The sequence below is a fragment of the Sorangium sp. So ce1504 genome, assembly GCF_051521635.1.
In the GTDB taxonomy this organism is placed as follows: domain Bacteria; phylum Myxococcota_A; class Polyangia; order Polyangiales; family Polyangiaceae; genus Sorangium; species Sorangium cellulosum_B.
Genome location: NZ_CP150365.1, coordinates 7804075 through 7824895, shown reverse-complemented (window position 1 = coordinate 7824895; position 20821 = coordinate 7804075). Strand labels below are relative to the sequence as shown.

The 20821-nt window shown below is 72.0% G+C and carries 15 protein-coding genes; 8 read left to right on the top strand and 7 right to left on the bottom strand.

Going from position 1 to position 20821, the window contains the following annotated elements; translation table 11 throughout:
* Window positions 1–15: 15 nt before the first annotated feature.
* Window positions 16–2079, bottom strand: coding sequence for a hypothetical protein (locus WMF39_RS29345; protein WP_437739791.1), 2064 nt, complete (start codon window positions 2077–2079; stop codon window positions 16–18).
* A 472-nt stretch (window positions 2080–2551) separates the two neighbouring features.
* Between WMF39_RS29345 and WMF39_RS29340 the strand changes: the two genes are divergently transcribed.
* From WMF39_RS29340 to WMF39_RS29320, 5 genes are all read left to right on the top strand, one after another.
* Window positions 2552–3259 (top strand): alpha/beta fold hydrolase, encoded by a 708-nt coding sequence (locus WMF39_RS29340; RefSeq protein WP_437739790.1) that lies wholly within the window; start codon window positions 2552–2554, stop codon window positions 3257–3259.
* A 117-nt stretch (window positions 3260–3376) separates the two neighbouring features.
* The gene (locus tag WMF39_RS29335; RefSeq protein ID WP_437739789.1) at window positions 3377–4885 is read left to right on the top strand and encodes an NfeD family protein; all 1509 of its coding nucleotides are present in this window, start codon (window positions 3377–3379) and stop codon (window positions 4883–4885) included.
* The gene (locus tag WMF39_RS29330; protein WP_437739788.1) at window positions 4882–5355 is read left to right on the top strand and encodes an NfeD family protein; all 474 of its coding nucleotides are present in this window, start codon (window positions 4882–4884) and stop codon (window positions 5353–5355) included. The genes WMF39_RS29335 and WMF39_RS29330 overlap by 4 nt, the downstream gene beginning before the upstream one ends.
* Before the next feature lie 50 nt (window positions 5356–5405).
* The gene (floA, locus tag WMF39_RS29325) at window positions 5406–6398 is read left to right on the top strand and encodes a flotillin-like protein FloA (protein WP_437739787.1); all 993 of its coding nucleotides are present in this window, start codon (window positions 5406–5408) and stop codon (window positions 6396–6398) included.
* Between the two features lie 180 nt (window positions 6399–6578).
* Window positions 6579–8237: a hypothetical protein gene (locus WMF39_RS29320; protein WP_437739786.1), complete on the top strand. Its 1659-nt coding sequence runs from the start codon at window positions 6579–6581 to the stop codon at window positions 8235–8237.
* A 213-nt stretch (window positions 8238–8450) separates the two neighbouring features.
* Here the strand turns inward: WMF39_RS29320 and WMF39_RS29315 are convergent, their stop codons facing one another.
* The 6 genes from WMF39_RS29315 to WMF39_RS29290 form a co-directional block, all read right to left on the bottom strand.
* A complete protein-coding gene (locus WMF39_RS29315) occupies window positions 8451–9560 on the bottom strand; it encodes a fatty acid desaturase (protein ID WP_437739785.1) in 1110 nt (369 codons plus the stop codon).
* A gap of 602 nt (window positions 9561–10162) precedes the next feature.
* On the bottom strand, window positions 10163–11134 hold the full coding sequence (locus tag WMF39_RS29310) for an FAD-dependent oxidoreductase (RefSeq protein ID WP_437739784.1): 972 nt from the start codon (window positions 11132–11134) through the stop codon (window positions 10163–10165).
* Window positions 11135–11491: 357 nt separating this feature from the next.
* Window positions 11492–12826 (bottom strand): formylglycine-generating enzyme family protein, encoded by a 1335-nt coding sequence (locus WMF39_RS29305; protein ID WP_437739783.1) that lies wholly within the window; start codon window positions 12824–12826, stop codon window positions 11492–11494.
* Between the two features lie 229 nt (window positions 12827–13055).
* Entirely contained in the window at window positions 13056–14972 is a 1917-nt protein-coding gene (gene ilvD / locus WMF39_RS29300; protein WP_437739782.1) for a dihydroxy-acid dehydratase, read from the bottom strand.
* 215 nt (window positions 14973–15187) lie between these two features.
* The gene (locus WMF39_RS29295; protein ID WP_012237958.1) at window positions 15188–15424 is read right to left on the bottom strand and encodes a hypothetical protein; all 237 of its coding nucleotides are present in this window, start codon (window positions 15422–15424) and stop codon (window positions 15188–15190) included.
* Between the two features lie 100 nt (window positions 15425–15524).
* Entirely contained in the window at window positions 15525–16268 is a 744-nt protein-coding gene (locus tag WMF39_RS29290) for a class I SAM-dependent DNA methyltransferase (protein ID WP_437739781.1), read from the bottom strand.
* A gap of 836 nt (window positions 16269–17104) precedes the next feature.
* On the opposite strand from WMF39_RS29290, the gene WMF39_RS29285 reads away from it, so the two are divergent.
* The 3 genes from WMF39_RS29285 to WMF39_RS29275 all read left to right on the top strand — a co-directional run bounded on the left by WMF39_RS29285 (window position 17105) and on the right by WMF39_RS29275 (window position 20741).
* Window positions 17105–17620, top strand: coding sequence for a hypothetical protein (locus tag WMF39_RS29285; protein ID WP_437739780.1), 516 nt, complete (start codon window positions 17105–17107; stop codon window positions 17618–17620).
* Between the two features lie 204 nt (window positions 17621–17824).
* Window positions 17825–19669 (top strand): type IV pilus twitching motility protein PilT, encoded by a 1845-nt coding sequence (locus WMF39_RS29280; protein ID WP_437739779.1) that lies wholly within the window; start codon window positions 17825–17827, stop codon window positions 19667–19669.
* Window position 19670: 1 nt separating this feature from the next.
* Window positions 19671–20741 carry a type IV pilus twitching motility protein PilT gene (locus tag WMF39_RS29275; protein ID WP_437739778.1) on the top strand — a complete coding sequence of 357 codons (1071 nt, stop codon included), beginning with the start codon at window positions 19671–19673 and terminating at the stop codon, window positions 20739–20741.
* Window positions 20742–20821: the final 80 nt, after the last annotated feature.

Below are 20821 nucleotides of genomic sequence, written 5' to 3'. Positions count from 1 at the left end.
GATTCATTCGCCGACTCACCGCGGGACAGCCGCCGCGGCGCGGCGCGGTGGGTCCTCGCGGTGGGAGACGCCCGTGACGGCGCCCTTTGCGCCCGGATGCGCAGCGGGATCGCCCGTCGCGTCGAACAGGGCGAGCGCCCTCGAATAATCGAGCGCCGCCCCGGCGGTGTCGCCCCGCTCGCAGCGCAGATCGGCGCGCGCGTGGAGCACCGCGGCCTGGCCCGCGCTGTCCCCGAGCTCCTCGAAGAGCCGCAGCGCATCCTCGTAGTCGCGCTGCGCGCCCGGGAGCGCGCCCCGCTGGCGGCGCAGGTCGCCGCGGGCCTTGAGCGCGGCGGCCTCGCCGCGGCGATCTCCGCTGTCCCGGTACAGCAGGATCGCATTGCCATAGTCGCGCGCCGCGAGCGCCGTCTGCCGCTCTCGCAGGCGCAGGTCGCCGCGGGCCTGCCACGTGCGCGCATGGGTCTGCTCGCACCCGAGCGCCCGGAGGAGATCGGGCTGCGGGAGCACCTCGCGCGCGGCGCGGGCGCGTGAGCTCCCCCCGCGACGCTCATCGCGGCTGCTCGGCGGGGGCGAACGCAGCTGGCTGAGGACGCGCTCCTCCACGCCCTCGAGGATGTAGAGCGCGCGGTCGTAGGCGCGCGCGGCGCCCGCGAGGTCCCCCTCCCTGAAGCACAGATCACCCTGCGCCTTCAGCACGTTGGCCTCGCCCAGGCGATCACGGCAAGCCCTGAGGAGCGTGAGCGCGCACCCGTAGTCGCTCGCCGCCCCCGCCAGCTCGTCCTGGTCGAGCCGGAGGTTGCCGCGCGCGAGCAACCCCATCGCCTCTCCGGCCCGGTCGGACGCCGCCTTGAACAGCGACAGCGACCGCTCATGATCGCGCGAGGCGGCCGCGAGGTCCCCCTGCCGCCGGTGCACGTCGCCGCGGAGCAGGAGCGCCGTCGCCTGGCCACGCCCGTGCATGGCCGCCTCGAACCCGGCGAGCGCTTCGCCGTAGTCCGCCACGGCGGCCTCGAGCGCGCCCTCGGCGAGGCGCCGGTTGCCGCGCGCGAGCAGCTCCTTTGCGCTGCGGAAGACCTCGTCGTCGGCCGGCGGCGAGCTCCGCGCCGCCGCGCGCTGCGCGTTCGCGCGCACCGCCTTGCGGAGGACGTCGCGGTGACCCGGGCGGCCGCGCTCGCGAGCGGCCGGCGTCGCACGGAGCGTCCCGAAGGTGCCGCGCCGCTTGCTCGCGAGCTCGGCGCGACGCGCGCTCTCGAGCGCCGCGAGCGCGCGCTCGCGCAGCTCGGGGAGCGCGTCGCCTGAGAGCCGCGCCGCCTCGTCGAGCAAGCGCTGCTGGAGCTCGGCCGGGAGCCCGAGCTCGACCACCGTGCAGGCGTCGACGAGCGCCCGCGCCAGCACCTCGGCGCCGCGCTCGCCGTCCCGGAACGGCGCGAGGTCGAGGGCCGCGAAGAGCTCGCAGGCGACGCGCCGGCGCGACGCCGCCTCCGGCCGCCCCTCGGCCGCGGCCGTCCAGAAGAGCAGCGCCTGCATCGCGTCCGCCGACCCCCGGTGGAGCGCGTCCCAGCGCCTCGCGTCGGCCGCCGCGTCCTCGCGGGCCGCGGCGCGCACGGGGGGCGTCATCGTGAAGGTCTGCGGGCCCTGCTCGAGCGACACCACCCGCCCATGCACGAGCAGCTGGAGCGGCCGCGCAGCGGAGGGCGCCGGCTTCCCCGCCGCGGCGGCGACCACCTCCAGCGGAATGCCCGCCGCAGGCAGCACGGCGAGCGCATGCACCACCCGGCGCGCCTCCTCGCCGAGCGACTCCAGCGCGTCGCCGAGCACCAGACCCACGATCTCCCCCTCGGGTCCCCCCGGGTCCAGCTGCGCCGCGTTCTTCCGCAAATACGCCTCGACCGACATTCCCGTCCGCCGCAGCGTGGCTGCGGCGATCTCGATCGCGGCCGGCAGATACCCGAGCGCAGCGACGAGCGCATAGGCCCACTGGGCCTCCGCAGCGGGCGGCGCGTCCGTCCCCCATGCACCCTGGGAGAGGACGGACATCGCAGCGGATACGGAGAGCGCCGAGGCGCTGAGCTCGGCCATCTTCCGATCTCCGGACGTGGAGCGGAACCTCAACATATCGCCTCTGTCATTCCAGAAGAGCTGGTTGTCCGAGCAGGCGCCGTCCGGCTCTCGGCCCGCGGCGACATGCCTGCTGGCCCCCAATCAGCCTGGAGATTGATGTCTCGAAGCCTGTGTCGAGGAGCTTAGCGCGGCGCGCGACAGGCTCAACGGCCTTCCAGGTTTTCATGCGATCCCCGCGGCGGATTCGCGGCGAACCAGCCCGCGCTGGCACGCGTCCGGCAACGGCTCGCCGATCATGGGAAAGCGCGTTCGACGAAGCGGAACGACGGGATCCTGCGCCGGACGCTCGCTCCTTGTCGCCGGCTCGTATGTCCCCCGGTCGGGTCGAGGAGAGAAGATCCTGCCCATCTCCGCGGGCCCCGCGGCGAGGCGGGGGGCTCGGGCGGAAGGCCGTGGGCGGGAGATCCGGGTCGGAGACGAGATCCTTTATGTGACCGAGACGGGCACCGGCAAGCCCGCGGTGCTTCTGCCCAGCATGCTGATCGACGGCGCGACCTACCAGCCAGCGGTCGAGGCGATGGCGCGCCACGCGCGGGTGCTCGTCCTGGAGCTGCCCGGCTCGGGCCGCGCCTCGCGGCTCCGCGCGCCGTGGACCCTGGAGCGGTATGCGCGCTGCGTCGCCGAGGCCTTGCGGGCTTTGCGCCTCGAGCGCGTCACGCTGATCGGCCACTCGCTGTCTGGCGCCGTGGCGCTGATCGTCGCGGCGCTGTACCCCGAGCGGCTAACCGGGGTCGTGCTCGTCGATTCCATCGGATTCAACCCGCCGGGCTCGGTCCTTTCGCTCGTCCTCGCGCGCGCGGCCGAGGCGCTGCTGGCGCCTCGCTTCGTCGCGCGGGGGACGCCTGCTCTCCTCCACAACCTGCTCTTCCACGCGCGGAGCGCGCTGAGCCTGCTGCGGATCGCCGCGACCGCGGATCTGAGCGGCCACGCGGCGCGCGTGCGCGTGAGGGCGCTGCTCGCCTGGGGCGCGCGCGATCTCACGGTGCCGATCGGCTCGGCCCTCGCCATCCAACGCTTGATCCCCGACTCGACCCTTGTCGTCTCCTCGAAGGGAAGCCACGACTGGATCGTGGAGCGACCAGCCGAGTTCGCGGACGCGGTGGCGAGGTTCATGGCGTGCAGCGGCGGAGCAGCCTGAGCAGGGGGGTATCGTGGAGCGCCGCCATGCGCTACCCTTGTCGCGGCGGTCTTCGGCGTGAACCTCAGGGAGCATGGCGCGCGGCGCGAGCCGAGCCGCCATAGCAGGGAGCGGGGCTTGACTGGTTTGTGGCGCCTGCTGGAACAGGCCGCGAGGTGGGCGCGGCGCGCGACCCCGCTCCTCGCGCTCCTCGCGACGATGGCGCTGTGCCTCCCCGCCCGCGGCGAGGCGGCGGCGCCCGCCGCGGGCCCGGGCGGCGCGGCCGGAGCCCCCGCGCCGCCGGGTCCGCGGCCGCTCCCGCCGATCCCCGGCGCGGGCAAGGTCACCGTGATCGCGATCTCCGGGACGATCGATCTCGGCCTCTCGCCCTTCCTGGAGCGCGTCGTCGCCGCCCAGGGGGAGGGCGACCTCCTCGTGCTCGACATCAGCACGCTCGGCGGCCGCATCGACGCCGCGCTCGCCATCCGGGACGCGCTGCTCCGGGCGCGCGTCCGCACGGTGTGCTGGGTCAACCCGCGCGCGATCTCGGCCGGAGCGCTCATCTCGCTCGCCTGCGATGTCATCGCGGTCGCCCCCGGCGCCACCCTCGGCGCGGCGACGCCCGTGCAGATCGGCGAGGGCGGCGAGATGAAGCCTGTCGCCGAGAAGGTCGTTTCCTACATGCGGAAGGAGATGCGCGCGACCGCGGAGGCGAAGGGGCGGCGCGGCGACATCGCCGAGGCCATGGTCGACGCCGACGTGGAGGTCCCCGGCCTCGACGAGAAGGGGAAGCTGCTCACGCTGGACGGCGCGCAGGCGCTCGCGTGGGGCGTCGCCGAGGTGCAGGCCGGCACCGAGGCAGATCTCTTCGGCGCCCTGGGCCGCCCCCAGCCGGCGGAGATCATCCGCCCGCGCCCCAGCTTCGCCGAGGAGCTCGCGCGCTTCCTCTCGGATCCCACGCTCTCCGGGGTCCTCATGACCCTCGGGATGCTCGGTATCCTCCTCGAGCTCTATGCGCCGGGCCACGGCGTCCCGCTCGCCGTCGGGCTCTCGTGCCTCGCGCTGTTCTTCTTCGGGCACCACGTCGTGAAGCTCGCCGGCTGGGAGGAGCTCGCGCTCTTCGCCGTCGGCGCGATCCTGATCGCGGTGGAGATCTTGGTCCCGGGGCACATCGTCCCTGGGGTCGCGGGCGCCGCGTGCGTGGCGAGCGCCCTCCTCCTTTCGCTGCTCGATCTCGAGCGCGTGCCGGTCGACGTCGCCTGGCACGCCGGTTGGCTGCCGCGCGCCCTCGCCTCGGTGTGCGGCTCGCTCGCGGCGACGGCGGCGCTCGCCGTGGGCGCCGCCCGCATCGCGCCGAGGACGCGCTTCGGGCGGCGGTTCGTTCTGGACGCGGCGATCCGCGGCGTCGCCGTCGGAGGGCCTCCCGAGGGCTCCGCGGCGCCCGCGTCGCTCGTGGGCCGGCTCGGCACGGCCGCGACCGATCTGCGCCCCTCGGGCAAGGTCGCGCTCGACGGCCGCCGCGTGGAGGCGCTCTCGGAGCTCGGCTACGTCGAGGCCGGCGCCCGCGTGCGGGTGATCCGCGCGGAGGGGGGCCGGGTCGTCGTGAGGGCGGTAGCGCGCAGCGCGGACGAGGAGCGCGGAGCGTGACGCCCGCGCTGCTCGTGGTCGCGCTGCTCGTGGCGGGGCTCGTGCTGCTCGCCATCGAGGTGCTGGTCATCCCCGGCGTCGGCCTCGTCGGGCTCCTCGGCGGCGCCGCCGTGCTCGGCGCGGTCGCGCTCGCATGGGCGGCCCTCGGGATCGGCTACGGCCTGCTCGCCCTGGGCGCCGGCGTCTGCGTGACGGGGCTCCTGTTCTGGGCTGTCCCGAGGACGCCGGTGGGCCGCAAGATGGTGCTGCTCGAGACCCAGCGGAGCGGGCGTGGCCCGGACGCGCGGCTCGCCGCGCTGGCCGGCAAGGAGGGCAGGGCGCTCACGCCGCTCCGCCCCGCCGGCACGGTCGAGATCGAGGATCGCGCGGTCGATGTCGTGACCGACGGCCTCTACGTGGAGGCTGGCACGCCTGTGCGGGTCGCGAGCGTGGAGGGGAATCGGGTCGTCGTCGAGCCGCGCAAGCCCTAGAGAGCGCGCGAGAGGCGGCCCTTCACGGACAGGGACGGGTGGAGAGGGATATGGAGATCATCTCGGTCATCGTGATCGGCGGGCTCGTGCTCGTCGCCATCGTCGCGACGCTGTACATGGTGCCGCTCCGGCTGTGGGTCGCCGCGCAGGCGTCGGGCGCCGGAGTCTCGATGCTCACGCTCATCGCGATGCGCCTGCGCCGGGTGCCGCCCGATCAGATCGTCAACGCGCGGATCAGCGCCGTGAAGGCGGGCCTCGAGGGGGTGTCCGTCGACATGCTCGAGGCCCACTACCTGGCCCGCGGCAGGGTGGAGGCGGTCGTCAACGCGCTCATCTCGGCCGGCAAGGCGGGGATGGAGCTCGATTTCTCGCGCGCGGCCGCGATCGATCTCGCCGGCCGCAACGTGCTCGAGGCGGTGGCGATGTCGGTGAACCCGCGCGTCATCGAGACCCCGAAGGTCTCGGCCGTGGCCAAGGACGGTATCCAGCTCCTCGCGATCGCGCGCGTGACCGTGCGCGCCAACATCGAGCGCCTCGTCGGCGGCGCGGGCGAGCAGACGGTGCTGGCCCGCGTCGGCGAGGGCGTCGTCTCGACCATCGGCTCGGCCGACGACTACAAACACGTCCTCGAGAACCCGGATACCATCTCGAAGAACGTGCTCAAGAAGGGCCTCGACGCGGGGACGGCGTTCGAGATCCTCTCCATCGACATCGCCGACGTCGACGTCGGCTCCAACATCGGCGCGAAGCTCCAGACGGAGCAGGCCGAGGCGGACAAGCAGGTGGCGCAGGCCAGGGCGGAGTCGCGCCGCGCGCTGGCGGTCGCGCAGGAGCAGGAGATGAAGGCCAAGACGCAGGAGATGCGGGCGAAGCTCGTCGAGGCGGAGTCGACGATCCCGCTCGCCGTCGCGGAGGCGCTCCGCACGGGCAAGCTCGGCGTCATGGACTACTACAACATGCGCAACATCATCGCCGACACCGAGATGCGCCAGGGCATCGCCGGCACCACGGGGGGCAAGCCCGATCCCGCCGGGGAGTCGTGAGGTGCCGCCGCGCGACCCACCGAGCCCGCTCCTCGCGTGGCTCGGCCGCCGCGGCGCGCTCGTGCGGCGCTTCGTCCTGGCCGAGGTGCTCGGCCCGCCCCGGGCGTTATCGCCGCGCTCTGCGCGGCCAGAGAGCCGCGCGGTCTGCGAGCCGCTCCCCGACGACGCTGGACGGGCGCCATGCGTGACCTCGACCTCGAGAAATACGTCGGCGCCCTCATCGGAGTGATCTGGGCGATCGTCAAGCTAGCGAGCCTGTACGGGAGCCTGCAAGCCAGGCGCGCCGAGCGCGCTGCGCGTGCCGCCGCGCGGCCCGGCGGCGAGGACACCCCGCGGAGCGAACCAGCGCTCGTCGACGTCGCGCCGGGGAGCGATGCGGGGCCCGTTGATGTCGCGCCGCCGAGCGCTGCGCCGTGGGCGGGGATGCCGTTCGGCGCCCCGCGCGCGCCCGACGCCGACCGGCTGCGCGTGGTGCTCCTGCGGCTCGCCGAGCTCGAGCAGAGCGCCGCGGCGCTCGGCGACGTGGTGCGTCACGAACGGGCGAACCGGCGCTTCACGGACGTGCTCCTCGGGGCCGTCCCGCACGAGATCGGGAGCCTGCGCGCCGCCGTCGACGCGGGCCTCGCGGCGCGCGAGGCGGAGGCCGCGGCGGACACCATCGAGCTCGTCGTCGGCGAGATCGCGGTGCTCGTGCGCCAGCGCCGCGACCCGTCGCTCCTGCCCGATCTCGGCGACGCGGACGCCCTCGCCGACGCCTGCTACGCCCCCGTGATCGCGTTCGCGCGGGCGGAGGGGCTGCCGCTCCGGAGCGGAGCGCCGGCCACGCAGCTCACGGAGTTCGATCTCGCGATCTGGACGGGCTTCATCCCGACGTCGATCGCGCCCATCTTCCTCCCTGTCGACTTCTTCTCGACCCCGCTGCGCTGGCCGGCGCTCGCGCACGAGATAGGCCACGATTTCCTGGCCTCGGTCGACGGCCTCGAGCCGGCCCTGCGCCGCGAGCTCGGCCTGGGGGGTGAGCGGGTGCGCCCGCTCGCCCCGGACGGCGATCGCATCGGGGCTCCCGCGCTCAGGCGGGTGTTCGGCGTGTGGTTCGAGGAGATCTTCTGTGACGTCTTCGGCACGCTCATGTTCGGCCCCGCCTACGTGCTCACGATGAGCGAGCTGTTCTTCCAGGAAAACGAGCCGTACGCGTCCATCGCCGTCCAGACGGACGTGACCGGCGCGCGTTATGACGAGCACCCTCCGCCGCACCTGCGCGTGCTGATCGGGTGCATGGTCCTCGAGCGGGGCGGGCTCAACGAGGACGCGCGCGCCCTGCGGGAGGCGTGGGCGCGCCGCCACGTCGAGGTGAGCCTCGATGACCTGCTCTTGCCCGTGAGGGGCGCCTTTCGCCCCGTCCCGCTGGCGCCCTTCGCCACCATGGCCGCGTGGATCGTGGAGCGCCTCTATGCCGGCCCGCTCACCGCCCTGTCCGGCTTCGGTCTGCAGGACATCAGCGGGCTCGACTACGGCCCGCACGAGCGGAAGGAGGCGTCGCGCGCGCGCGACGCGCTGCTCGCCGGCCGGGTCCCCGCCGTCCTCGACGCCCGGGCGCTCCTCGCGGGCGCGGTCCTGGCGGCGCATCGGGCGCCCGCGCAGTCGCTGTCGATCCTCATCAGCGCGCGCGCCGCGATCCCGGCGCTCGGCACGAGCGAGCGACGGCCCGACGCGTTCGGGTCGCGCCTCGACGCGTCCAGCGTCGCGCTGGACCGCCGCACCGTGGCGGAGGCGCTGCTCTTCCGAGAGGTCCTGCTGCCGCCGCGAGCGCTTCGCACCCGCCGCCGCGCGCGCCTCTAGAGAGAGCGACGGTCACCCGCTTCGGATACGGGCCCACCTCGGCGTTTTCGGTGCTCAGCGCACCGGAGTGCGCTTGCGCGCCGAAAACGCCGATCTGGGCCCGTCTCCTGTGCGGGTGACCGCCGCTCTGCTGCCGCTCTGCTGCCGCTCTGCTGCCGCTCTGCTTGGTGCAGAGGGGGGCGGATACCGCCGTGGAGCGGGGCGCGGCGCGGATCAGATGGCGTCGAGCTCGGCCGCGCCCTGCGTGGGGTGAGCCGCCTGGATCGTGGGCGCCCGCGGCGCGGCGAGGCTGCCCGCCGCGATCAGGGGCAACGACGCCCGCGGCGGGGGGATGCTCTCCGAGCGGAGCTTCATGAGCTCCTCGCGCTGATGCTTCCACACGGTCCGGTAGCGGAAGAACGGCACGGCCGGGTAGAGGTGGTGGATCAGGTGATACGTCTGCCCGAAGAGCAGCACGTTGAACAGCGCGCTGTCGACCGCGCGCGTCGCGCTGTACCGGTCCTGCGTCGCGGTGATCGCGTGGGGGTAGTGAGGCAGGTAGTCGAAGGCGAACGCGAGGAAGAAGATCGCCAGCCGCGCCGGCAAGATCCAGTAGAGGAGCGCGAGCTGGCCATAGCCGAGCCCGAAGGCCAGCGCCACGAGCGCGAGCATGGCCGCGAGCGACGCGACCGTCTCGATCCGCTCCGCGCGCTTCTGCGCGTGGTAGGAGCGCAAAAATAGATAGTAGTAGTGGAGATCCTGTGTCGCCCAGCGGAGCGGCAGGAGGTACCACGGGCCGCGCCCACTCCAGTAGTCGGGATCCCGGTCCGCCTCGTTCGTGTGTTTGTGATGCTCGAGGTGGAAGTGACGCACCGCCAGGAACGGCGCCATGAGCAGCAGCCCGGACAGCCGCCCGATCACGCCGTTCAGCAGCGCGGAGCGCGCCAGCGACCGATGCGACGCCTCGTGCATCGGCGTGAAGGCGGCATACGCGGCGACCGCCGCCGCGAGCACGGCCGGAACGGTCGACACCGAGCCCGCGATGCCCGCGCAGACGGCCGTCGCCCAGAGGGCGTACGACCCGGCGAAGAGCGCCACCGTCGGCCACTCGATCGTCCGGGTCTGCAGCAAGCCGCTGTCGAGCGGCAGGACGCTCCAGAGCGCCGGCCGCCCGGAAGGTCTCCCCGACGGCCTGCCAGAGGGCCGCCCCGACGGCCTGCCCAAGGGCCGCCCCGACGGCCTGCCCGAGGGTCGGCTCGGGCCCTTCTCGTCGTTGTTCCTCGTGAAACTCCAGACGGCTGGCCGCCCCGATGGACGACTGAGTCGGTTCTCGTCGTTGTTCATGGCGCTCAAAACTCCCCGGGGAAGCTTCGGATCTTCACGTTGGTGACAGCGAACGGTGGACACCGGATCAAGCGCAAACGAACGTTCGACCACTCGGGACCGCGTTCCAGGGATGGCACCGAGAGGTCGTCAGGGGTTAGCGACCTCCAGAGCGAGGCCGTCCACGGCCATTCCCTCGGACGAACAGAGGATCGCCATGGGCGGTCCCACTGCGAGAGAAGGCGGGAGACGCTCGCAGACGAGCACGAATCCAATCTAGCAGCCTAGCAACAGGAGCACAACGGGACTTTCGGAGCGTTGCGTTGGGCTTTCTGGTTGGCTGGATTCCAGAAGCAGCGTCGTTTGTTTCGGTTTGCGACGGTTGCGTCGGTTGCGACGCTTACGACGCTTACGATCGTTGCGACCGTTGCGACCGACGCAACCGTTGCGTCGGTTTGCGATGACGTCGTCCGCCTGCGTCAGCTTGCGTTGGCTCGTAGCCGCGTTCGCGGCGGCGTGGGTTGGCGCCGCTGCCGTTGTCCGAGGAACAGGCCCGGAGCGCCGCGTTGACGCTGACGCTGACATCATGGCACGCGTCAAAACAGTGCGCTCGGCACATTCCGCTAGACATGGCCGTGTGTCGACGCGTTGCCGTCCCGCAGAATTGCGCTCACCTCGTGGGCACAACCCCATGCCAGCGTGTATCCCGAACCGCCGTGGCCGTAGTTGTGGATCACACGGCCTTCTCGCTCGACCCGCACGGTGCTCCGGTAAGGGCGCAGCCCGGCGCGTGAGCCGAGCAAGCGGCCTGGCTTGAGCCCGGCCGCGCGCACCCGCTGGAGCATTGCGTCAGCGAGCTCGGGATCAGGCGTCAACGGGCGATCATCGGGCGACGGGATGAAACAACCGCCAATCACGATCTCGCGACGCCTTGGGATGACATAAACGAGCGCCGACTCGTCCCTTTCATCACCCAGTGCGACATCTGGGGGGATCTCGCCTGGTTCGACGATCGCCACCTGGCCATAGATACCGATGAGCTCGCCGTCGCCGGTGAGCGCGCGCGCCCCGAGCCCGGTGCAATTCACGATGCAGTCGCCCTCGACCTCGGCGAGCGATCGCACGTGCTCGGTGCGCACTGGACAGTCGAGCTGCGCCTCCAGCCAGGGCAGGTGCAACGATGGCTCGATGCGCGGCGCCGTGAATCGCAGGCTGTACGGCGCGCCCAGCGGGTGGGGTCCAGGCTCGAGCGCGAGGTCCGGGGCGCTCGGAGCCCACCACGGCAGGCGCGTGTCGTCCGCCGCCTCGCGCGCGGTCAGGAGATCCACGCCCGCCTCCGGGTGTTCGTTCGCGATGCGCGTGAGTTCATCGAGGCTCCTCGAGGACCACGCGTTGACGCGCTCGGGCGGGTTCGCCAGGAAAGGATGCCACAGCGCCGCCGCGACCGCGGACGTCGTTCGCTCGCCGCGCGCCGCAGCGATCACCTGTACCCGGTGGCCGTCCCGCTGGAGGACGACCGCCGTGGTCAACCCGATCACCCCTGCGCCCACGACGGTGATCTGCTGCCCTTGAGCCTGGCCCCGCGATGACGCCACGATCGCGCGCTCTAGCACGCCTCGCCTCAGCGTCGACATCGCACACCACGCCCGGCGTCGAATCCGGTCTCGTGGACGTCCAGCGACGTCCCGTGATGTCCCGCGACGTCCCGCTGTGTCCCGCGACGCCCCGTGATGTCCCGCGACGCCCCGTGATGTCCCGCGACGTCCCGCTGTGTCCCGCGACGTCCGATCCACAACGGTTTCCGCCCACCTCAGCTACATGCCGAGCAGAGCGGCGGTCTCCCGCACAGGAGACGGGCCCAGATCGGCGTTTTCGGCGCGCAAGCGCACTCCGGTGCGCTGAGCACCGAAAACGCCGAGGTGGGCCCGTATCCGAAGCGGGTGACCGTCGCTCTAGATGTCTCGTGCGCAGCGGGCGCCGATGTTGTTGACGCGGTCGATGGGATAACTGAAGTCGCGGTTGCCTGCGCGCACGTCCGTCGCCGGCGCGCGGTAGCTCCCGCCGCGGGTGACCCGCGTCGCGTCGCGATCGCCGTCCACGCGATGCACGCAGTCGATGCACGGCGTGGGGAGCGCATCCCGCCACCAGTCCATCGTCCACTCCCACAGATTCCCGGCCAGATCCGAGTGCCCCCATCGCCCGTCGCCACGCGGCTTCGACCCGACCGGCAGGATGTCGCTCAGCGCGCAAGCCCCCGCGGCGCTCCCATCCCCCGTGCAGTTGTAGGAGGCGCGATCGCCGTCGATCCCGGAGCCCCAGGGGTAAGGTCGATGCTCGTCGCCACCGGCAGCCGCATAGTTCCACTCCGCCTCGGAGGGCAGGCGGCCGCCGTCCCACGCGCAGAACGCGAACGCCTCGAACCAGGTGATGCAATTGATCGGCAGCTCCTCGTTCGACCCGGGGGCGTCGGTCCACGTCCAGAGGCGATCGCCATTGCACTGCAGCGCCGCCCGGAGCCCCGCGGTGTTCGGCGCGAGCCGCGTGTTCCACCCCGCGATCCACCCGCTGCCGTTGACGTGGGGGTGCCGGCCAGCCCCGATGGCCGGCGGGCTCTCCTGCACGCCCTGCCCGGCATCCACGAACGCTCGGAATCGCCCGACCGTGATCTCGTACTTGTCCAGGCGGAAGTCGCTGACGGCCGCGGGGAACGCGTCGTCAGTGCTCGGCGTCCCGTCGTAGCCCCTCAGGAAAGTGCCACAGGGGACCATCCTGTTGCCGCAGCAGCTCGCGTCGCCCGGCCCGCAGCTGTCCCCGGCGCCCGGCCTGCCCCCCGCGCAGCTCGCAGGCATGACCATCACGTCCGTCGATCCGCACGTGTTCGGGCAACCCGGCTCCCCGCACTCGCATTGCATGCCGCCCGCGCACGTCACGCAGTCCCCGGTTCCATCACACTCCGCGCTGCCGTCTGCCCCGCAGGGGGTCCGCGCCGGCCTCGGCCGCTCTGCACACTCCCCCTCGCTGCACACCGCTTCCATGCAGGCGCTCTGCGCTGGCGGGCAGTCCTCCACCGGGTCGACGCAGCTATCCGTCGCACCGCCGCTGCTGCTGCTGCTGGCGCCGCTGGTGGTGGTGGTGGTGGTGGTGTCACTGCTGCTGGCGGTGGCGCTGCTGCCGCCACCGGCCCCGCTTCCACCGCTCCCGACGTCGTGGTCACCAGGGAAATCACGCACCTTCGGGCTGCAACCCGAGACGAGAGAGGTGGCCACGATGAGCGCCAATTTTCTCATGTACGGCATCCTACGCGACCGGGCGCACCCCCGTCGTGGTGGATGCCGTACCGGCCCGGAGCGTTGCAGCGCCCGACCTGCGCCGGGCGCCGAGGCGCGCCGGGTGGCCGGGGCGGTGGCCACCGTTCCACCGACGGCGGCCGCCGCGCTGCGGGCGCTGTGTCCTCGTCCGCGCCTCGTTCGCGCCTCGCCTGCGCGGCTCGGCGGCTGGACGGCGGCTGGAGCTCCGCTACTTGCGCTGCGCGGGGGCGGTCACGGTCGCGCCGTCCCCGGCGCGCCGGCTCGGCTCGATCTGGCCGACGTCGCGGACAGCGCCGTTGGCGGCGCTCGTGGCCATCAGCGCGTAAGCCCGCAGGGCAGGGGAGACCTTCCGGTCGCGGTTCGGCCTGAACGCATCGGCGCCGCGCGCCTCGGCGGCGCGGCGGCGGCGATCGAGCTCCGCCTCGCTGACGAGGACATCGATCGTCCGGGCGGGGATGTCGATCCGGATGCGGTCGCCCTCCTCGATGAGCCCGATGGTCCCGCCTTCGGCCGCCTCGGGCGAGACGTGCCCGATGCTCAGGCCCGAGGTCCCGCCGCTGAACCGGCCGTCGGTGATGAGGGCGCACGCCTTCCCGAGGCCCTTCCCCTTCAGGAACGACGTCGGATAGAGCATCTCCTGCATGCCGGGGCCGCCCTTCGGCCCCTCGTAGACGATCACGACCACGTCGCCCGAGCGGATCTGGTTGTCCCAGATCGCGTCGCACGCCGCCTCCTGCGAGTGGAACACCCGCGCGGGCCCCTCGAACTTCCAGATCTCGGGATCGACGCCGGCGGTCTTCACGATGCAGCCGTCCATCGCGATGTTGCCGTAGAGCACGGCGAGCCCGCCTTCGCGGCTGTACGCGTGGTCGACGTCGCGGATGCAGCCCTTCTGGGCGTCATCGTCGGTGTCGGCGAAGTACTTGTCTTGCGAGAACGCGACCGTGGTCGGCACGCCGCCCGGCGCGGCGAGCGAGCGCTTCTTCGCGGCGGCCGTCGCCGTGGGGCGGCGGATGTCGTTCTCGTCGATGGCCTCGCCCAGCGTGCCCGCGTGGACCGTGCCCGCCTGCCGGTGGATGAGCCCCGCGCGGTCGAGCTCGCCGAGGATCGTCAGCACGCCGCCCGCGCGGTGCACGTCCTCGACGTGGTGATGCGACGACGGCGCGACCTTGCAGATGTTGGGCACCTTGCGCGACATCCGGTCGATGTCCGCCATCTTGAAGTCCACCTGCGCCTCGCGGGCGACCGCCAGGATGTGGAGCACCGTGTTCGTCGAGCCGCCCATCGCGATGTCGAGCGCCATCGCGTTCTCGAACGCCTCGAACGTCGCGATGCTCCGCGGCAGCACCGAGGCGTCGCCGTCGACGTAGTGCCGCTGCGCGAGCGCGACGACGCGCTTCGCCGCCGCCTCGAAGAGCTCCCAGCGCGCCGCGTGCGTCGCGAGCAGCGTGCCGTTGCCGGGCAGCGCGAGGCCGAGCGCCTCGTTGAGGCAGTTCATGCTGTTGGCCGTGAACATGCCGGAGCACGAGCCGCAGGTCGGGCACGCGGACCGCTCCATCGCGGCGAGATCCGCGTCGGTCACCTTGTCGTCGCTCGCGGCGATCATCGGATCGATGAGGTCGAGCTTCCGGATGAGCGGCTTGCCGTCGCGGTCGTGGGTCCCGACGAGCTTGCCCGCCTCCATCGGACCGCCCGACACGAAGACGGTCGGGATGTTGAGCCGCATGGCGGCGAGGAGCATGCCGGGCGTGATCTTGTCGCAGTTCGAGATGCACAGCAGCGCGTCCGCGCAGTGCGCGTTCACCATGTACTCGACGCTGTCGGCGATGAGCTCCCGGCTCGGCAGCGAGTACAGCATGCCGGCGTGGCCCATCGCGATGCCGTCGTCGATGGCGATCGTGTTGAACTCGACGCCCCAGCCGCCCGCGGCGTCGATGACCTTCTTCGCCCGCTGGCCGACGTCGTGGAGGTGGACGTGCCCCGGAACGAACTGCGTGAAGCTGTTGGCGATGGCGACGATCGGCTTCTCGAAGTCCGCGTCCTTCATGCCGGTGGCGCGCCACAACGCGCGCGCCCCTGCCATGTTGCGCCCCTGGGTGGATGTACGACTGCGGTATCCGGCCATGCCAGGAACCTACTCCGTTCCGGCCTTCGCGCCTAGCCGGCAGGCGGGGCCGACGCCAGGGTACCGCCGCGCCCGCTGCGTCCACCGCCGCGCGCTGCGTGCGCTGCGTCCACAGCCGGCGAGGTCGTTCGAGCGGCCAAGGCGGCGCGCACCAGGTCTCTCGGGGCCTGGGCCGCGACTCCGGGCGTCACCGCAGCCCGGGGCCGGCCCTTCGATCATCGGCCTCGTGGCTTGGACCACCGATCCACGGCGACCATCGCGGCGCCCAGCCCGTCGATGTAGGTGCCGTGCCGGAACGTCGCGCGCTTGAGCGCCACGACCAGCGTGGCCAGGAGCTGGCGCGCCTCGTCTCGTTCTCGCCGCAGGTCCTGGACCTCATCCCGCGACGGCCGGTTGACGACCGCAGCTTGCCCGGCGTCGTTCGTGCCTGTCTGACTCGCTCTCTCGGACATGGGTCTCATCCTCCCATATCAAGTTAGCGCCGCGTCGCCCGCGCCATCAACCTCCATAGGAGGTATTTGAATCGGTGTTCGTATCCCGGCCCACGTCAGCTCAGGAGCGCGCGACGAGGGTGACGAGGCCGCGCGCGATCTCGCGATGGATGACGCGGAGTCCGGCCGCGTCGAGCCTGTCGCAGACCCAATCGGGGGCGAGGCGCAGCTTGCGATAGAAGCTCGCTGACAGCGTCCACCGGCCGTCCTCTCGGCCGCGCGTGTGAACGAGGTCGTGCACCTTGACGGTCTCGGGTTCGTACTCGAGGAAACAGGTCATGATCACATCCGCGGAGTCGTGGACTGGGATGAACCGGTCGGCGCCTACGAGCTCGCGGGTGAGGTCACGGAACGTGAGCGCGAGATGGCCGCCGGGCGCGAGTCGCCGGGCGCAGCCGGCGAACATCCGCTCCACGTCCGACTTGCTGCCGAGGTGGGGGAGCGTGTCGCCCATGCACACGGCGAGCGCGCAGGGGGGCCCCGAGCGCTCCAGCGCGTCGAGGAGATCCCCTCTCACGATCTCGACGGCGAGCGGCCCGCGGCGCGCCTCGAGCTCGGCGAGCAGCCTGTCCGACGTGTCCACGGCGGTCACCCTGAACCCGAGCTGCGCCAGCGCGAGGGACTGAAAGCCGGAGCCGCACCCGAGGTCGATGGCCTCGGGCGAGCCGCCGGACGAGCCTTCCGGGCGCAGGCCGAGGCGCTCGAACAGCGCCCGCTGCTCGGCGACCTTGGCGTCGTACTCCCCGAACATCCTTGAATAGTGCTCGGCGAGGAGCTTGTCGTAGTGATCGGCGACCGTGGGCATGGGCTCTGTTCCTCCGCGGCCATCCTACAGCGGCAGGTCCCGCCGGCGCACGCCTGCGCCGGCACGCGTCACACATGCACGCACGGGGGCTCACCAGAATCGACTGCGTCCGAAAATTTCTGCTCTGCTTTGACGAAGACATGATATCTTGGTTGAAACGCGACTCTTACTCCGACATCGATTTTCGGGTCGGCGGTGTTGGAAGGCACCGGGAAGGTTCCCGGAGCGAGGTTGGAGAGGGAGAGATCGCGTTGCTGTGCGCAGCTGGTTTCGTCGGACGGGTGGGAATGAGGTACGGCGGGCTTGGACCGAGCCAGCCTGTCGCTCGCGCGGGTGTTTCGCTCTTCGAGAGCGCGCCTCGCGAAGCGCGCTGATGGACCCGTCGGAGAACCAGCGAGGCGAGCCGGAGAGCCCAGGCAGGCGGTCACGCCGGGCGACCAGGCAGCCGGAACGACGGGCGAGCCAGAACGACAGGCAAGCCAGATGACCAGGTGAGCTCGGGCGAGCCGCGCCGCGCTCCTCGTGCGCCGCGCAGCCGGAGCCCGGTCGGCCTCGCCGACGCGGCCAGCACCTGAATCTGAGCGAGGCGCGCCCAAGCGCTCAGGTCGGCGAGAAGCTGACGAGACTGACGAGACTGACGAGACTGACGAAGCTCACGAGCCGCCGACAAGCGTGACGAACGGCTCATGACCGCAAACCCTGTCGAGATCGAGAAATGAGTTGCGGAAGGTGTCAGTCTGCGTCACGATGAGAAGTTTTGTGACTGCGGTGTTTGCGATCTTGCGGAGTTCACGCGGGTCGTGGGATCACGTCGAAGTAGCGAAGGAGCGTGGTGCATGAAGACGGTTGGTGATTGGCTCTCCAGGTGCTCGCGATCGCTCGTCGCCGCGGGCGCGGCAGCGCTCCTCTCCGCCGCGCCGACCGCGGCCTCGGCAGAGCACCCCGCCACGCCGCGGCAGGCTGCACCAACGGTAGCCGGCGCGGAGAGCGCGCCTACGGCAGAGCCCGCCTCGGCCCCCGGCGCGGGCGAGTGGGACACCTTCTCCGTGGAGGTCTATGGCAGGCTGGTCTCGCGCGCGGGAAAGGTCGCGACCCTGCTGCCGCTCGTCTCCACGACCGAGAAGCCGGTCGCCGCGGGGACCAAGGCGGTGCTCTTCCGCAAGGTCGAGGACCCCGACGGGCCGAGATCCACGAAATGGGTCGAGATCGCCAGGGTGACCATGAAGAAGATCGAGTCGACCGGCAACATGCAGCTCACCATCGACTCGGAGCCGCAGGCGCCGCCCGGCGAGAAGGGCAAGACGCCTGGCCACTTCGTGAAGGGCGCTCGGCTCAAGCTCGCGATCCAGTAGCCCGGCGCCGCGCGCGGCGGAGCACGCCGCGGGCGTGAGCCGGGTCGCACCGCTCCAAGGAGGACCGCGCGGTCGCCGCGAGCGGGGACGGTGGGAGGGAGTCGGCGCGGGGGGCCGCGGCCGAATGTCGCCGCCGTCGCACGACATTTTGGAACGCGGCGCCTCATCGTTGATAGAGTCGGCTTGCGGAGACGCGCGACGACGATGAACGCCCTTCGATCCTGGCTCTCGCAACTGAACCGCCCCGAGGTGACGGAGTTCGCCGTGGCCACCGGGCGCATGCCCAGCGTCAAGGTCTCGGGCGCCTTCCAGGCCGTCGATCCCGGCGCCCTCACCACGGAGGACATCCTCATGCTCCTCAGCGCGCTCGGCGGCGGCCGCCACATCGAGGCCCTCGGCGCGAAGCCGTCGCAGTGGCACATCCGCATCGAGGGCATCGGCGCCATCTCGGTCGTCGCCGCGCGCCAGGGCGACCTCGTGCACGCCCGCATGACGCGGATGCAGTCGTCCGGCGCGTCGGGGACCGCGGCCGCCGCGCCTCCCGCGCGCCCTTCGCAGCAGCTCTCCATGCGGGAGCACCTCGCGCCCGAGGAGGGGCAGCGCCCACCGCCGCGCGAGCAGGACGCGAAGCGCACGAGCTCCTCGGAGGTCGCGCTCGACCTCCGCTCTCCGCCGCCGCCTGCAGAGCCCCGCGCCAGCCGGCCCTCGGTGGCCCGCTTCGAGGCGCGCGCCGACGATGCGCCGGCCGCCGAGCGCGCCGCGCCGGCCGCCCGCCCGTCGGCGCCGTCCCCGGAGCCCCGCGCCGCCGCGCGCGTGGCCGCCGCGGGCGGGCGCGCGCGGCCCTCCTCCGCCGAAGTGCCGGCGGCCGCCCTCGACGGGTTGCTCGCCATGGCGCGCGATCAGGGCGCGAGCGATCTGCACCTCGTCGCCGGCCGCCCGCCGCTCCTGCGCGTGGCGGGCGAGCTGATGCCGCACGGCGAGCCGCTCGACCCGGCGGCCGTCGAGTCCCTCCTCTTGCCGCGCGTCCCGGCGCGCCTCTCGCAGGTGCTCGAGGTCGAGGGCTCCTGCGATTTCGCCCTGGAGCTCGGCGCGCTCGGCCGCTTCCGGGTGAACATCTCGCGCCACCGGCAGGGGTACAAGGGCTCGTTCCGGCTGATAGCGCGCACCATCCCGACCCTCGCGTCGCTCGGCCTGCCCGACGCCATCGGGCTCGCCACCCGCCACCACCAGGGCCTCATCGTGATCACCGGGCCGACGGGCCACGGCAAGACCACGACGCTCACCGCGATCGTCGACATCCTGAACCGCGAGACCAGCCATCACATCATCACGGTCGAGGATCCCGTCGAGTTCGTCCATGCGCGCGGCAAGGCGATGATCAGCCAGCGCGAGGTCGGCACGCACACCCGCTCCTTCGAGAACGCCCTCAAGGCCTCGCTGCGCGAGGATCCCGACGTCATCGTCGTCGGCGAGCTCAGGGACACGGCGACGGTCCGCATGGCGCTGGCCGCGAGCGAGACTGGCCACCTCGTCCTCGGCACCATGAACACCCCGAGCGCGGCGAAGACCATCGATCGGCTGATAGATCTCTTCCCGCCCGGCGATCAGCAGCAGGTGCGCGTCACCCTCGCGGGCGGCCTCCGGCTCATCGTCAGCCAGCGGCTCCTGCCGAGCGAGGGCGGCAGGCGCATGGTCGCCGCCGCCGAGGTCCTGCCCGGCTCCGTCCCGCTCTGGAACCTCATCCGCGACTCCAAGACGTTCCAGATACCGAGCCTCCAGCAGCGGGGGAAGGGCCTCGGGATCATCCGCCTGGACGACTCGCTGGCCGAGCTCGTCCGCGCCGGCAAGACCACGCTCGAGGCCGCGCTCAAGGTGGCGGAGGCCCCCGACGAGCTCGAGGCCGTCCTCGCCGGCAGGCGGCAGCCCATGCTCACGCCGGACAGGAGGCCGCCCGCCCCCGCGCCCGACGCGTCCAGGTCCGCGCCCATCGAGGCGGGCAAGGGCCTCTTCGAGCGCGCGGGCGCGCTCTTCGGAAAGAAGGGAGCGTAACGTGGCCCGGATCGACCGCCTCTTCGACGAGCTGCTCTCGAGGAAGGGCAGCGACCTGCACCTCGGCATCGGCTATCCGCCGCTCGTGCGCGCCCGAGGCGAGCTCATCGCCCTGCGCGACACGCCCCTCGACACGGCCGAGATGGAGGCGCTCCTCTTCGAGATCACGACCCCCGAGGAGACGCGGCGGATCGTCGACGAGCTCGATCTCGACTTCGCCTATTCTTACGCGGACAGGGCCCGTTTCCGCGCGAACTACTTCTACAAGACCACCGGGCTCGCGGCCGTCTTCCGCACCATCCCGAGCAAGATCCTCTCGCTCGACGATCTCGGCTGCCCCGAGATCGCCCGCCGGCTGTCCGAGCGGACGAGCGGGCTCATCTTGATCACCGGGCCGACCGGCTCCGGCAAGTCCACGACGCTCGCGGCGATGATCGATCACATCAACCGCTCGCGCGCCTGCCATGTCCTCACGATCGAGGATCCGGTCGAGTTCGTGCACAGCCCCATCAAGGCCCAGATCACGCACCGCGAGGTCGGCCCCGACGCGGGCAGCTTCGCGAGCGCGATCCGCAGCGCCGGGCGCGAGGACGCCGACGTGATCCTGATCGGCGAGCTCCGGACCAACGAGACCATGAAGCTCGCCTTGCAGCTCGCGAGCTTCGGTGTCCTCGTCTTCGGCACCGTCCACACGAACAGCGCCGCCGCGACGATCGACCGTATCATCAACGCGTTTCCCGCCGACGAGCAGCTCCAGGTCCGCGGCATGCTCGCCGAGAGCCTCGCCGCGATCATCGCCCAGCAGCTGCTCCGCACGAAGGACGGCACGAGCCGCGTCGCCGCCCACGAGATCCTCGTCGGCTCGAGCGCGCTCTCCGCGATGATCCGCGAGGGCAAGACGTTCCAGATCACGAACCTGATGCAGGCGGGCCGCTCCGCCGGCATGCAGACGATGGACATGGCGCTGGAGCGGCTCGTCAAGAAGGAAACCATCTCGGTCCAGGCGGCGCTGGAGAAGGCGATCGACAAGGACAGCTTCCAGAAGCTCTTCCCCGACGCGCAGGGGGCGTGACGCAGAATCGAGCCGCGGACGCGGAAGGGGGAGAGCGAATCGCTCGTCGTCTTCTCTGGGCGTCCTGGCGCTCTGTCTCG

Excerpts from the sequence above, each read along its gene's own strand:
- WMF39_RS29345 (WP_437739791.1), bottom strand. The coding sequence starts at position 2,079 with ATGGCCGAGCTCAGCGCCTCGGCGCTCTCCGTATCCGCTGCGATGTCC.
- floA (WP_437739787.1), top strand. The coding sequence starts at position 5,406 with ATGGAGATCATCTCGGTCATCGTGATCGGCGGGCTCGTGCTCGTCGCC.
- WMF39_RS29320 (WP_437739786.1), top strand. The coding sequence starts at position 6,579 with ATGCGTGACCTCGACCTCGAGAAATACGTCGGCGCCCTCATCGGAGTG.
- WMF39_RS29315 (WP_437739785.1), bottom strand. The coding sequence starts at position 9,560 with ATGAACAACGACGAGAACCGACTCAGTCGTCCATCGGGGCGGCCAGCC.
- WMF39_RS29305 (WP_437739783.1), bottom strand. The coding sequence starts at position 12,826 with ATGAGAAAATTGGCGCTCATCGTGGCCACCTCTCTCGTCTCGGGTTGC.
- ilvD (WP_437739782.1), bottom strand. The coding sequence starts at position 14,972 with ATGGCCGGATACCGCAGTCGTACATCCACCCAGGGGCGCAACATGGCA.
- WMF39_RS29295 (WP_012237958.1), bottom strand. The coding sequence starts at position 15,424 with ATGTCCGAGAGAGCGAGTCAGACAGGCACGAACGACGCCGGGCAAGCT.
- WMF39_RS29290 (WP_437739781.1), bottom strand. The coding sequence starts at position 16,268 with ATGCCCACGGTCGCCGATCACTACGACAAGCTCCTCGCCGAGCACTAT.
- WMF39_RS29285 (WP_437739780.1), top strand. The coding sequence starts at position 17,105 with ATGAAGACGGTTGGTGATTGGCTCTCCAGGTGCTCGCGATCGCTCGTC.
- WMF39_RS29280 (WP_437739779.1), top strand. The coding sequence starts at position 17,825 with ATGAACGCCCTTCGATCCTGGCTCTCGCAACTGAACCGCCCCGAGGTG.